11 protein-coding genes are annotated in these 13,133 nt (G+C 65.3%); 4 read left to right on the top strand and 7 right to left on the bottom strand.

Annotated elements, in window-relative coordinates:
- Positions 1-53: 53 nt before the first annotated feature.
- The 6 genes from FFS37_RS13880 to FFS37_RS13855 all read right to left on the bottom strand — a co-directional run bounded on the left by FFS37_RS13880 (position 54) and on the right by FFS37_RS13855 (position 7,738).
- On the bottom strand, positions 54-1,118 hold the full coding sequence (locus FFS37_RS13880; protein WP_232375646.1) for a substrate-binding domain-containing protein: 1,065 nt from the start codon (positions 1,116-1,118) through the stop codon (positions 54-56).
- A 263-nt stretch (positions 1,119-1,381) separates the two neighbouring features.
- Complete coding sequence (locus FFS37_RS13875; protein WP_137931514.1) at positions 1,382-2,152, bottom strand: GntR family transcriptional regulator; 771 nt, start codon at positions 2,150-2,152, stop codon at positions 1,382-1,384.
- Positions 2,153-2,235: 83 nt separating this feature from the next.
- The gene (locus FFS37_RS13870; protein ID WP_137931513.1) at positions 2,236-2,955 is read right to left on the bottom strand and encodes an E3 binding domain-containing protein; all 720 of its coding nucleotides are present in this window, start codon (positions 2,953-2,955) and stop codon (positions 2,236-2,238) included.
- Positions 2,952-3,962 carry a C-terminal binding protein gene (locus FFS37_RS13865; protein ID WP_137931512.1) on the bottom strand — a complete coding sequence of 337 codons (1,011 nt, stop codon included), beginning with the start codon at positions 3,960-3,962 and terminating at the stop codon, positions 2,952-2,954. Before FFS37_RS13865 ends, FFS37_RS13870 begins: the two co-directional genes overlap by 4 nt.
- Before the next feature lie 30 nt (positions 3,963-3,992).
- Positions 3,993-6,386, bottom strand: coding sequence for a thiamine pyrophosphate-dependent enzyme (locus FFS37_RS13860; protein ID WP_137931511.1), 2,394 nt, complete (start codon positions 6,384-6,386; stop codon positions 3,993-3,995).
- Positions 6,387-6,517: 131 nt separating this feature from the next.
- The gene (locus tag FFS37_RS13855; protein ID WP_137931510.1) at positions 6,518-7,738 is read right to left on the bottom strand and encodes a mandelate racemase/muconate lactonizing enzyme family protein; all 1,221 of its coding nucleotides are present in this window, start codon (positions 7,736-7,738) and stop codon (positions 6,518-6,520) included.
- A 119-nt stretch (positions 7,739-7,857) separates the two neighbouring features.
- On the opposite strand from FFS37_RS13855, the gene FFS37_RS13850 reads away from it, so the two are divergent.
- Genes FFS37_RS13850 through FFS37_RS13835 form a run of 4 tightly spaced genes read left to right on the top strand, consistent with a single transcriptional unit; the run spans position 7,858 to position 11,680 of the window.
- On the top strand, positions 7,858-8,652 hold the full coding sequence (locus FFS37_RS13850; RefSeq protein ID WP_137931509.1) for an SDR family NAD(P)-dependent oxidoreductase: 795 nt from the start codon (positions 7,858-7,860) through the stop codon (positions 8,650-8,652).
- Between the two features lie 4 nt (positions 8,653-8,656).
- Positions 8,657-9,505: a transketolase gene (locus FFS37_RS13845; RefSeq protein ID WP_137931508.1), complete on the top strand. Its 849-nt coding sequence runs from the start codon at positions 8,657-8,659 to the stop codon at positions 9,503-9,505.
- Complete coding sequence (locus tag FFS37_RS13840; protein WP_137931507.1) at positions 9,502-10,491, top strand: transketolase family protein; 990 nt, start codon at positions 9,502-9,504, stop codon at positions 10,489-10,491. Before FFS37_RS13845 ends, FFS37_RS13840 begins: the two co-directional genes overlap by 4 nt.
- Before the next feature lie 7 nt (positions 10,492-10,498).
- Positions 10,499-11,680 (top strand): mandelate racemase/muconate lactonizing enzyme family protein, encoded by a 1,182-nt coding sequence (locus tag FFS37_RS13835; protein WP_137931506.1) that lies wholly within the window; start codon positions 10,499-10,501, stop codon positions 11,678-11,680.
- Positions 11,681-11,917: 237 nt separating this feature from the next.
- Here FFS37_RS13835 and FFS37_RS13830 read toward each other — a convergent pair whose 3' ends face one another.
- Positions 11,918-12,955 carry a LacI family DNA-binding transcriptional regulator gene (locus FFS37_RS13830; protein WP_137931505.1) on the bottom strand — a complete coding sequence of 346 codons (1,038 nt, stop codon included), beginning with the start codon at positions 12,953-12,955 and terminating at the stop codon, positions 11,918-11,920.
- Positions 12,956-13,133 lie beyond the last annotated feature (178 nt).

Here is a 13,133-nt window from a genome sequence, read left to right as displayed (position 1 = left end):
TCCCATTTTCGTTTCGAAACAGTGGCGCCAGGACCGCGCCGGCACTCAAAATCTCAGCTGCCCGACGCCTCCTTCGGCGTTATTTCCACCCAGCTCGGCGACACAGGCAAGGACAGTCCCGGCGCCAGATCCGGGAACACGGTCTTGCCGAGTTCGATCTTCACCGCCGACGAATTCGGCGCGTATTTGGCATCGACCATGTCCGTGGTCAGGCCGGGCGAGTTGAACAGCACGGTGGTGTCGGCGGGCTTCTTGCCGGTGTCGAGGATGTCGACCGCGAGCTTGATCGCCTCGGCCGACAGCGAGGGCGGATTGGCGCCGAGCCAGCATTTCGCCCCCTTGGTCTCGGCACAGGTGACGCCGGTGCCGTTGAAGGCGGCGGCGACGATCGGCACCATCGGCCGGTCGGCATTCTGCAATGCCTTGATGGCGCCGGTGCCGTAGCCCTGCGAGAAGATGCCGTCGACTTCGGGGTGCGCGGCAAGCAAGCTGGCCACCCCTTCCTGTTCGGGGCCGGCGGCATAGTTGCCGTTGAAATAGCCGACGATCTCGATGCCCGGATATTTCTTCAGGACAGCGCCGAAATTCTTTTCGAACTGTTCGGAGATTGGCGCGCCGGCAAGGCCGCGATCCATCAGCACCTTGCCTTTGCCGCCGAGGATGGAGGCCATCCATTCCGCCTGGTTGTTGGCCATGATGTCGAAATCCGAATGCATCTTGTAGGCGCATTCGGCCGAGACGGTCTGGTCGAAGCTGACGACGATGATGCCGGCGTCGCAGGCCTTCTTGATGGTCGGGTTCAGCGCTTCCGCCGACGACGCATCGATCAGGATGGCGGCCGGTTTCTGGCGGATGATGTTGTTCAGCGAGTTGATCTGCGCCTGGACGGTGTTCTCGGCGTTTTCAATCTTGAGATCGACGCGGCCTTTCAGCGGCCCCTTGTCGACGGCGACATTGGCGACGCGTTCCATCTGCTGGCGCCAGTCATTGCCGACGAAATTGTTGGAGAGATAGATGAGGTAAGGTTTTTGCGTCGCGGTGTGGCCAGGCATCGCACCCATCGAGATCGCGACCCCGGCAAGCGCCACGAAGCAGGCGCTCAAGCTCCTTAATTTCATGGTCTTCCTCCCAGTGTTTCCTTTCAGCCGGTGACGGACTGCGCCGCCTTGATCGGATGAAGACGGCAAATTGATACCGGTACCAATTGCGAATGTCAATTTGACCAGACATTCCCCCGAGGCTGCGTCCGCGAGCCTGACCCGCCGGATTTCCTCCCCGGCGGCTTCCTCATGGCCAGCATTTCAGCCTAGCTATCATGCTATTATAATTTTATGCGCCTGTCTATGCGACCCGCGTTAGAAAATGCCGCCTGCGGCAGGCCTCAGGACAGGTCGTTGGGCGCGTCGTAGGTGATGCTGAAGATGTCGGCCGGGTGGCGGGCGACGGAGAACTCGATGCTGCGCTGGTCGGCCGACTGGTAGAGCATCTCCACCGTCAGCACCGGGCTGCCGAGCGCGATGCCGAGGTCGGCGGCAACCGCCTCGTCGGCGATTTCGGCGCGCACGGTGACATGCGCCACATCGAGCCGCAGCCCGAGATGTTTCTGCACCGAACGGAAGATCAGCACGTCCGAGAAATCCTCGCGCTTCAGGCGAGCGCCGATGTCGGGCGGAAAATAGGTGGTGATCTGCGCCTTGCGCTGCTCGCCGATCGACAGCACGCTGCGCAGGCAATAGCCGGACTCGTCCTTGCCCATGCCGAAATGGCGCTGGAGCACGGGAGAGACCTCCTTGCGATAGGATTTCACCGTCAGTTGCGCATCCTTGGTAAAGGCCGCCATGTCGGCGAAGTTCTTGAACTTCCAGCTCAGATTGACCGAAGGACTGCGCGCCGCAACCACCGCCGGCTTGGCCGAGCGCTTCCGGATCAGGCCATCGGCCTCGAGATCGCGCAACGCCTGGCGCACGGTGATGAGACTGACGCCGAAATGCTCGGCGATCGTGGCTTCCTTCGGCAGTTCGCCGCCGACCGGAAACGTGCCGTTGCCGATCGGTTCGCGCAGGATATCGGCGAGCTGACGGTAGAGCGGGCCGTTGGCGCGACCGAGCGTGCGCCGGGGAAGACTGTCTATGGTGGGAACGGAGTGGTCCATGTGCCTCGTCGCGCCTCTTGTCGAAGCTTTTATAATAGCTTCCTGGGGCCGAGGCTAGGCAATGACTACAGCCATCAACCGTCTCAGACGAAGAGCCGTAGCGGGTGCTCGACCGCCGACTTCAGCCCCGAAAGCCACGCGCCTGCCGCCGCCTCGTCAATGCTTGCCGCATCCGCCGTGAGCAGGCACTCGGCGCAATCGCCAGCCAATGCCACGCATACGGCGAGGCGCATGGCGCGACCCGGCAGAAGCGGCATGGTCACCGGCCGGATGTCGCTTGCGGGAAGGAGCCGCAGCGACAGCCTTGCCGGGCTCGCGGCGTCGTCACGACCCTGCGCCAGGGCCGCAAGACGCTGCGCGCGAAGCGACGACATGGGCAGAGAGGCGACCCTCTCGAACATGATCTGCCCAGAGCCCAGTTCGAGGGCTACAGCGCCCTGGGAGCTGGCATCCAGTGTTTCAGCAGATGCCTGGCCGGCCGCGCGCAGCAGCACGTCCTCGACATCGAAGCGATGCCCTGAACTCTCAAGCACCGCCAGCAGATCCTTCAGCGGGCCGAGCGCAATCGACGCCGCGAAGGATACGATGCGGGTCGCGGCGACGGCCGGCGCCACGGGAGCGACGATCCCGGGCGCGCCGGCGGGAGCAGCGGCCACAACGAAGCCCAGCACGTCCGCGGCCAGGATGCGCCCGCCCGGGCCGCTGCCGCGAAGGGTTTCCAGCGGAAGCGCGCGGTCCCGCGCCAGCCGGCGGGCATAGGGAGAGGCCGCGAAGCGCCCCGCCCGTGCAACGGCGGCATTCATTTAAGGAACTCTGAATTGACGCAGTTGGTCAGCCGGCCCTCGGCAAGGTAGGCATGGACGACCTCGATCGATTTCAGCCTGAGGTCGCGCATCGATGCCGGGCTGTAGAAGGCGGCGTGCGGCGAGACGATCAGGCGATCGGCGATCCAGGGCTCGCGGCGGCGCCACGCCGCCAGCAGTGGATGGTCGAGATCGCCCGGTTCATTCGGTAGCACGTCCAGCCCGGCGCCCGTGACAATGCCCTTGCGCATGGCGGCCTCCAGCGCATCCAGATCGACGATCGGCCCGCGCGCGGTGTTGATGAGGACAAGGCCGGGCCTGGCGGCATCGAAGGCGGCCGTGCCGAGCAAATTTCGCGTCTCGTCGCTGAGCGGCGTGTGGACACTGACGACATCAGCCCGTCCCATCAAGTCGGCCAATGAATGCACCCGCTCATAGCCGGTCGACAGGTCGACGCCGGACAGAAGGTGCGGATCGTAGAACACCACCTTCATGTCGAAGGCGGCGGCGCGGCGGGCGGCGGCCAGACCGATGCGGCCAAGGCCGACAATACCGAAAGTGGCGCCCTTGTGCCGCCGCACCAGCGGCGCCTTGGAAAAATGCCAGCCTAGGGCGCCGTGGCCGGAAAGCGCCGCGCCATAGGCCGACGTGCCCCGCGTCAGTGCCAGCATCAGGCCGATCGCGTGGTCGGCGACTTCGGTCGTGCCATAGTCGGGCACGTTGCAGGCCGGAATTTTCCGCGCACCCCAGCCCGCCGTGTCGATGTTGTCGAAACCGACGCCGGAGCGAACGGCGATCCTTGCCCTGGGGAAGGCCGACGGGGCCTCGGCGACGTTGTGAGTCGGCGAATAATTGATCACGGCGTCGACCATCGCGCAGACGGCGGGATCGAGATCGGCCGCCTTGTCATTGGTCGAGCGGGCGAGGACGAACTCGACCTCAGGATAATGCTCGCGCTCGAGTTCGGCCTCATCGGCGGCTTGCCAGTTGGCGCACAGGATCTTCATGCCGGTCCTTCGAATTGAATGGAGAATGGATTATTTCTTGATGCCGCCGATGCGGCCGCCCATCGGCACCACCGCGCCGACCGGCTGATCGATCGCGACAAGCTTGCCGCTGATCGGCGCCTCGATCTCGACCACGGCCTTGTCGGTCTCGATCTCGGCGATCAACTCGCCCTCCTTGACCGCATCGCCAACGGCCTTCAACCATTTGACGACGGTGCCCTCGCTGACAGTGAGATCGCCGAACGGCATTGTTATCGGCTCGTCGTCACCGGCGGGAGCGACAGGCGCCGGCGCGGTGGGCTGCGGCTTGACCGGGGCAGGTACAGGCTTGGTCGGCGCAGCACTTTTCAGGCCGACCGTGTACCAGTGATCCGGCACTGGCGGCCGGCCCGCAATGACGTCGCGAACGCCCTGAGCGATGCGGGCGGTATCGACCAGCATGGCGCGCTCCAGCACCGGCGCGAAGGGATGCGAGGTCGGCGCCGTATGCAGCCTTCCCGGCGGCGCGTCGAGCTCGTCGAAGGCCAGTTCGTTGATCGCCTGCGCGATTTCGCCGCCCAGGCCGCACATGGCCCAGGCTTCGTCGACAATGAGCAGCCGATGCGTCTTGCGGACACTGGCGACGATCGTGTCGATGTCGAGCGGCATGATGGTGCGCGGGTCGATCACCTCGGCCTCGATGCCTTCGCCGGCCAGTGCTTCGGCCGCTTCCAGCGCGCGCTGCACCATCTGGCCGGCGGCGACGATGGTGATGTCGGTGCCGGCGCGGGCGATGCGTGCGACGCCGAAGGGGACAAAATGCTCGCCCAAGGGCACCTCGCCCTTCGAAGCGAACAGTGCCTTGGGTTCCAGCATGATGACGGGATCGCCGGCCCTGAGAGCGGTCTTCATCAGACCCTTGGCGTCGGCCGGAGTCGAGGGAACGCAGACGATCAGGCCCGGCATATGGGCGAAGACAGGATGATAAATGCCACTGTGGTGCGGGCCAGAGCTGCGCAATGCGCCGGCGCCGACACGCACCACCATCGGCGCGCTCATCACGCCGCTGGTCATGTAGCGCAGCTTGGCCGCCTGCAGGAAAATCTGGCCGGCGGTCTCGAAGGCGAAGTCGGCGAACATCAGGTCCGAAACGGTGCGCGCGCCGGTGGCGGAAGCGCCCACGGCGGCGGCGGTGAAGCCCTGTTCGGAGATCGGGGTGTCGACCATGCGCTCGGCGCCGAATTCCTGCCAGAGGTTCTTGGTGTGGGCGAAGCTGCCGCCACGCTCGCCCGTGCCCTCGCCGAAATAGAGGATCGCCGGATTGGCGCGCATCTCTTCGGCGATGCCGTCGCGAACCGCCTCCAGCCAGCCCTGGGTTCGGGTTTCGCCGACAGCGCGCGGCTGCAGCGCGGCGGGCGGATTGATCGGATCGGCGAAGACATGCAGGCGCACCGTCGAGGGATCGGGCTCGGGCGAATTGCGGGCGAAGGCCAGCGCCTGCTCGACCACCCTTTCGATCCGCGCCTCTATTGCCGCGAGCGCCTCGGCGTCGGCGATGCCATAGTCCTCGATCAGCTTCTTGCGGAACATGTCGATCGGATCGCGCTTGATCCAGGCGTCGAGCTCCTCCTGCGTGCGGTAGGTGCCGATGACGGGATCGCCCTCGTGATGACCGACGGTGCGGTAGGTCTTGGCCTCGATCAGCGTCGGCCCTTTGCCGGCGCGGGCGCGCTCGGTGGCTTCCTTCATGGCCAGCCAGACGGCGAAGACATCGTTGCCGTCGACGGCCACGCCGGGCATGCCGTAGGAGGCCGCCTTGGTAGCGATCTCCGGGTTGAGCGTGATCGACTTCAGCGGTGTCGCGGTGGCGTAGAGATTGTTCTCGCAGATGAAGACCGCGGGCGCCCGCTGCACGGCGGCGAAATTGAGCGCCTCGTGGAAACCGCCATGGTTGGCGGCGCCATCGCCGAAAAAGGCGACGCCGATGTTGTCGCGGCCCTGCTGGCGCGCGCTCATGCCGATACCGACGGCATGGCCGATGCCGGCGGCGACGATGCCGTTGGTGCCGAACAGGCCGACCGAGCGGTCATAGAGATGCATGGTGCCGCCGCGGCCGCCGCAGATGCCTTCGGCCTTGCCGAACAATTCGGCCATCACCCGGCCGGGATCGGCGCCCTTGGCCAGCGCGTGGCCGTGGCCGCGATGGGTCGAGGTGACCCAGTCGGTCGGCCTGAGATGCGCGCAGACGCCGACGCCCGTCGCCTCCTCACCGATATAGAGATGCAGGAAGCCGGGGGTTTCGCCCTTGCGGCAGGCGATCTGGGCGATGCTTTCGAAGCGGCGCAGCAGCACCATGCGTTCGAACAGATCGAGCAGAACCTGCTTGTCAGGCAGGTTCGAAGCGCCCTTGAAATCGTCGCGCGCCCGCGCCGCTGAAACTGCCACCGAGGCCTCCCTGGTTCGTATTCGCACCGGAGCAATCGGCACCGGCGGCGGGCTTGTTGGTCGCTCGCTTCGGTGGATAATAGATTATAATAGCATAATGTCTACTGGCTCTGCATCGAGTTGTCGCGCGCCTAGATTCTGGTCATCCGAACGGTCGCGTCAGGCCGTTGGAACAGCTCCGGCCGCAGGCTGAGACCCAGCCCCGGCCCTTCGAGCGGCGCGACATGGCCTTCCTTTACCGGCGGAATGTCGGCGACGATTTCGGTGTACCAGCCGGTGAAATAGGCGCGCACGGCCTCCTGGTAATTGACGTTGGGCAGGGTCGCCGAGAGCGCGCAACTGGCGGCATAGACGATCGGCCCGGTGCAGTCGTGCAAGGTCACCGGCAGCTCGCTGGCTTCGGCCATGTTGGCGATCTTGCGCGCCTCGGAGAGACCCCCGCACCAGGCGAGATCGATCATGATGACCGATGCCGCACGCTTGTCGATCAGCTGCTTGAACATCTGCCGCGAGGCCAGCCGCTCGCTGGCGGCGATTGGTATGGACGTGTGGCGGGCGAGCTCGGCCATGGCATCGAGTTCGTTGTAGCGGATCGGCTCCTCCAGCCAGGCGACGTCGTAGGATTTCAGGGCCTCGGCGATGCGCAGGACGGGCGGCAAGGTCCACAGACCATGCAGTTCGACCATGATTTCCATGTCGCGGCCGACCGCATCGCGGATCTTCTGGAACGGCTCGAGCGCCTTGTCGAGATCGGCCAGCGAAATGCGGGTGCCATTCGATGCTTCCGCCGCTATGTCGAACGGCCAGATTTTCATCGCCTTGATGCCTTCAGACTGAAGGCTTCTGGCAAGGTCGCCGGCGTTGTAGCGCCAGGCGAGAAGATCCTCGTAAGGGCCTTCGTTCGAATCGCCTGATTTCAGCGACCAGTCCTCGCCGCGCTCGAACAGGGCGTTTTTCTTCGTCGCGCGGACATGTTTGTAGCCGGCGCAAGTGTTGTAGATCGGCACGCTTGTGTGGGTGCGCCCGCCAAGCAGCCGCCAGACGGGCTCGCCAAGCGCCTGGCCATAAATGTCCCAGAGCGCGATGTTGACGGCGGAGTTGCCCCTGACCTCGGCGCCGGAATCGCGCGCGCCGACATAGACGCTGCCCAGCGTGCGGTCATGCAGTTCGATGTTCCGGGGATCCTTGCCGAGGAGATAGGCCGCGACATTGTCGTGGATGTAGGAGGCAATCGGTCCCGGCGCCCAGAAGCTCTCGCCGGTGCCGATGATGCCCGCATCGGTATGGATACGCAGCCAGAACAGGAATGGAAACTCCGCCAGCTGCAGCGTTTCGAGCGCGACGACTTTCATCTTCTTCTCCCCATTGCAGCGGACCCATGCGATCGGCGGGACAATAGCACATCGCCGTTGACAGCCATTTATGGTACCGGTATCAATCGCGTCAAGATGGCCACCGGGAGGGTGTTCGCTTGCCTGCCGAAAAACAAGACACAACGCCACGAAGAGCACTCGTCACCGGCGCCGCCGGCGGCCTCGGCCGCGAGGTGGCGGTGCAGCTGGCGCGGCGCGGCTGCGCTGTCGCGGTCACCGACATCAATGGCGAGGGATTGGCCGAGACCATCAGGCAGATCGGTGAGAGCGGCGCGGAAAGCGAGAGCATCGTCAGCGATTTCACCGGGGAAGGCGCGCCGGAAGCAGCGGTCGAAAAAGTGGTCGCGCGCTGGGGCGGCATCGACATCCTCGTCAACAATGCCGGCTACGGTGTGATCGAGCCGTTCCTCGACGCCACTTTCAAAGCCTGGACGCGCACGCTGGCGCTCAACGTCACCGCGCTTGCCATGGCCTGCAAGGCTGCGGGACGCGTGATGCGCGAGCAACGCTCGGGGCGTATCATCAACATCACCTCTCCGGGCTCGCGCATGGCGCTGCCCGACTACACCGCCTACACGGCAAGCAAGGCCGGCGTCGATTCCATCACCCGCGCCGCCGCGGTTGCGCTGGCGCCCTATGGCGTGCTGGTCAACAGCCTCGCGCCGGGCATGATGGACACAGAAATGCAGCGTTCGACCGAGGTCGATCTCGCCCGCGCCAATGGCCGCAACGATCTGCAGGCCTTCCTCGACGAGCGCACCCGCCGCATTCCGATTGGCCGCCGCGCCGAGATTTCCGAAGTCGCGGAGGCTGTCGTCTGGCTCTGCCTCGATGCGCCCAAATACATGACCGCCGAGCGGCTCAACATGTCGGGCGGGCTAGACAAGGACTGATCCGATGCTGCGAAATTCTCCCCCCGGCAGCGCCGATATCGGCGCTCTCGAACGCAAGGCGGGCCGGCTGCGCCGCCATATGCTGACTATGGCGCGCGGCCAGGGCCAGGGTTATATCGGCCAGGGCCTCGGCATCGCCGACACGCTTGCCGCGCTTTATTTCCACGAACTGCGCTACGATCCGGAAAATCTGGCGTGGCGCGACCGCGACCGCTTCCTGCTTTCGACCGGGCACTATTCCATCGCGCTGTGGGCGGCACTTGCCGAGGCCGGCATCATCCCGGTCGAGGAACTGACCACCTACGGCGCCGACAACAGCCGGCTGGAAATGTCGACGCTCGACACCACGCCCGGCGTCGAGGTCATCGGCGGCTCGCTCGGCCATGGGCTGGGGCAAGGCGTCGGCCAGGCGCTCGGCCTGCGCGTCGACCGCTCCGAGGCGCGCGTCTTCGTCGAGCTTTCCGACGGCGAGATGCAGGAAGGCTCGACCTGGGAAGCGGCAATGTCGGCCAGCCATTTCAGGCTCGACGGGCTGGTCGCGCTGGTCGATTGCAACGGCATCCAGGCCGACGGCCCCGTCGTGCTCGACATGGAACCGGTGGCCGACAAATGGCGCGCCTTCGGCTGGCAGACTTCCGAGATTGACGGCAACGACATGAAGGCGATCGTCGAGGCGCTGGCGCAAGCGCGTGCGCGCAACGGCAGGCCAAAGGCGATCGTGCTGCGCACGCTGCCAGGCAAGGGCGTGCCGCGCATCGAAATCTCCGAGAAGTCGCATTTCTTCCGCATCGACGTCGCGCAGTGGGATGGCATCATTGCCGACTTCGAGAAAACCATGGGAGACGCCCGATGAGCGGCGCGGCGATGGAGGCCGGCCGCACGCTGGCCATGGGCCAGGACGAGGCCGTGGGCGGCGGACGCGGCAGCGTGGAAGCGCCGTTCGGCAGGGCACTGGCGCGGCTCGGCCAGACCCGGCCCGAGATTGTCGGGCTGACCGCCGATCTCGGCAAGTACACCGACATCCACCCGTTTCGCGATGCGTTTCCCGAACGCTTCTTCAATGTCGGCATGGCGGAGCAGAACCTGGTCGCCGTGGCCGCCGGGCTGGCGCGCACCGGCAAGGTGCCGTTCGCCACCACCTATGGCGTGTTCGCGACACGGCGCGCCTTTGACTTCGTCGCCATCGCGCTCGCCCATTCCAACCTCGACGTCAAGATCGTCGCCGGCCTGCCGGGCCTGACGACCGGCTATGGCGGCACCCACCAGGCGATCGAGGACCTGGCCCTGATGCGCATGATTCCGGGCCTCACCATCATCGATCCCTGCGACGCGACCGAGATCGAAGCCGCGACGGAGGCGATCGCCGAGCACAAGGGGCCGGTCTACATGCGGTTGCTGCGCGGCGCCGTGCCGGTGGTGTTCGAACCGGGCTACCGCTTCCAGATCGGCAAGGCGCGCCGGCTGCGCGAGGGAAACGATGTCGGCATCATCGCGACCGGCCTGATGACCGAACGGGCACTGGATGCCGCCGACGCCTTGCGGAAGCAGGGCATCTCGGCCGGCGTGCTGCACGTGCCGACCATCAAGCCTTTCGACGCCGAGGCCGTGGCGGAATTCGCCGCCGCTGTCAGGCATGTCGTGACCGCCGAGAACCACGTCGTGGTGGGCGGCCTCGCCAGCCTTGTCGTCGAGACCTTGTTCGACGGCGGCATTGCGAAGACAGTGACCCGGATCGGCCTGCCGGACCGCTATATCGAATGCGGCGCGGTGCCGACCCTGCAGGCGAAATACGGCCTGACGACGCAGGCCATCGTCACGACAATCAAGGATCTGGGCTAGGACCGGCATGAAAATCACCGAGATCGAAACCTTCACCGTCGGCGCCGGCTGGAAGAACTGGCTGTTCGTGAAGGTGCATACGGACAAGGGCATCCACGGCATCGGCGAAGGCACGCTGAACGGTTTCATCAAGACCACCGAAGCCGGGGTGCATGAGTTGAGGCATCTCGCTGTCGGCCAGGATCCACGCCGCATCAACGCGCTGGCCAAGCGCATGCTGGACAGTGTCTCACTGGACGGCGGCCATATCCACCGCACCGTCATCGCGGCCATCGAGGTCGCGTGCTGGGACATTCTGGGCAAGAGCCTGGGTGCGCCGATCCATCAGCTACTCGGAGGCCAGGTGCGCGACAGCGTGCTCGGCTATGCCAATGGCTGGTACAGGACCGAGCGCACGCCCGAGGCCTTCCTCGAGGCCGCGAAGGCTGTGCTGGCAAAAGGGTTCAAGGCCTTCAAGCTCGATCCGTTCGGCACCGCCCAGGGTTTTATCTCGCGCGAGGAACTGGACCTGTCCTATGCGATCTGCCGGACGCTGCGCGATCATCTGCCCAAGGACACGCTGATCCTCATCGACGTGCATGCCCGCTTCACCGAGATCGCCGCACTGCAAGCGGCGCAGAGGTTCGCCGACCTCGACATCTACTGGTGGGAGGAGCCGACCTCGCGCGACCGCCAGGAGACGGTGCACGAGGTGGCACACCGATCGCCGATCCCGGTCGCCACGGGCGAGATGTACGACACGGTCGGCCAGTTCTACACGCTGGCCGCGGGCGGCGGCGTCAACATCTTCCAGCCCGAGCCGATGTCGCTCGGCGGCATCGCGCCGTCCATGCAGGTGGCCAACCTGGCCTTCGCGCATGGCAGCCATATCGCGCCGCACCAGAGCGGCGGGCCGGTGGCGACGGCGGTCTGCCTGCAACTTGCGGCGGCCGTGCCGAACTTCCTGATCCAGGAACATTTCGATGCTTTCAACGATCCGTGGACGCGCGATCTGGTGACCTGGCACCCGACGGTCAATCCGGACAACGGCCATCTGTCATTGCCGGATGCGCCGGGGCTCGGCATCGATCTCAACATCGATGCGATCAGACAGCATCCCTACGATCCCAACGCTTATCTCAACGTGCATGCGGAGGGATGGGAGAAGCGGCTTGGGCGGCGGGAAGATGCGGGGGAGCGTGGCCTTTAGGTTGGCAAAGCCCTCCGTCCATTCGTCATTCTATGGCGGAGCAAGGAGCGAACTGACGCGGCGCAGACCCTAGGATCCATGCCGGGAGTCCCGAGCACCACAACGATCCAGAATTCTGCACCGCTGGGCTCTTCGTCCAAGGTCACGGAATGGATCCCAGGGTCTCCGCGACGCCGCTGCGCGGCTGCTCCGCCCTAGGATGACGAAGCTGAGAGGCCTCGGTCAACAAGGACGAGATCAAGCACTCTCGCGATCGACGATCTCGAAGCCGAGGCTGGTGATGGTCGGCACCTTGGTGTCGCCGCCGAGCCTGGCCAGCAATTGCCGCACCGCGCGCCGGCCCATCTCGTAGCGGTTGACCTTGACCGTGGTCAGCGGCGGAAAGAGCTGGGCTGCCAGATCCATGTCGCCATAGCCGGCAATGGCGATCCTGCCCGGCACCGCCCAGCGGCGCCGGTGGCATTCCTGCACAGCCCCCACTGCCAGCGTATCGCTGGAAAAGAAGATGGCGTCGATGTCCTTGTGGCGGGAGGTCAGCGTGACGAGCGCGTCCGCACCGCCTTGCGCCGTGATCGGCACCTCCACCTCCATGTCGGCATGGTTCTTGAAGCCGAGTTCGGTGAGCGCGGCGTGGTAGCCGGTGCGGCGCTGGCGCAGTCGGTCATTGCCGTGGATCGGCGTCGAGACGAAGCCTATGCGCTTGTAGCCCTTGGCCGCCAGATGCATGGTCATCGCATAGGCGGTCTCGAAGTTGGAGACGCCGACCACCATGTCGATCGGCTTGCGGCCCTTTATCTCCGAAATCTCCACCACCGGCGCGCCGCTGCTCTTCAGCAACGCCCGTGCGGCTTCGCTTTGCACGAAGCTTTGCAGGATCATGCCGACGGGGCGCCAGCCGAGCAGATTGCGGATCGACTTCTCTTCCGCCTCCTGCGTGAATTCGCCCTGTACCAGCAGCATGGAATAGCCGCTTTCATGGCATTCATCCGACATGCCCTGCACCTGTTCGGCGATGCCCGAATTGATCAGCGGGGGCACAACGGTGCCGATCATGCGGCCGTTGCCGCGCATGCTGGAGGCCAGCCGGTTGGGCACGAAGCCGGCCTGCTCTATCGCCTCGAGCACCTTGGCGCGTGTCTCCGGCGACACCATGTCGGGATTGGACAGCGCGCGCGACACCGTCATCGGCGCGACGCCGACGCGCTTGGCGATCTCGCGGACACCGAGACGCTGCGGTTTCTTCCCGCCTGGGCCGTCCTCTGGCCTGTCGGTCATCTCGGTTGGCTCCAAACAGTGCGTGACGCGAGGATCAAAGCCCCCGCGACTCCTGCGTCGAATGCCAATTCATAGCGGTTGCGGCCGACGCTTTCCAGCGACGGGCGGGGCTGTCCCCGGGAAGCAGCAACTTCGTCGTTGACAAGTTATAATATTATAATCTTAATGGCGACGAGGA

Origin of the sequence: Mesorhizobium comanense (assembly GCF_005503535.1) — a bacterium.
Taxonomy (GTDB): Bacteria; Pseudomonadota; Alphaproteobacteria; order Rhizobiales; family Rhizobiaceae; genus Mesorhizobium; species Mesorhizobium comanense.
This window is presented reverse-complemented; position numbering and strand designations above follow the sequence as displayed.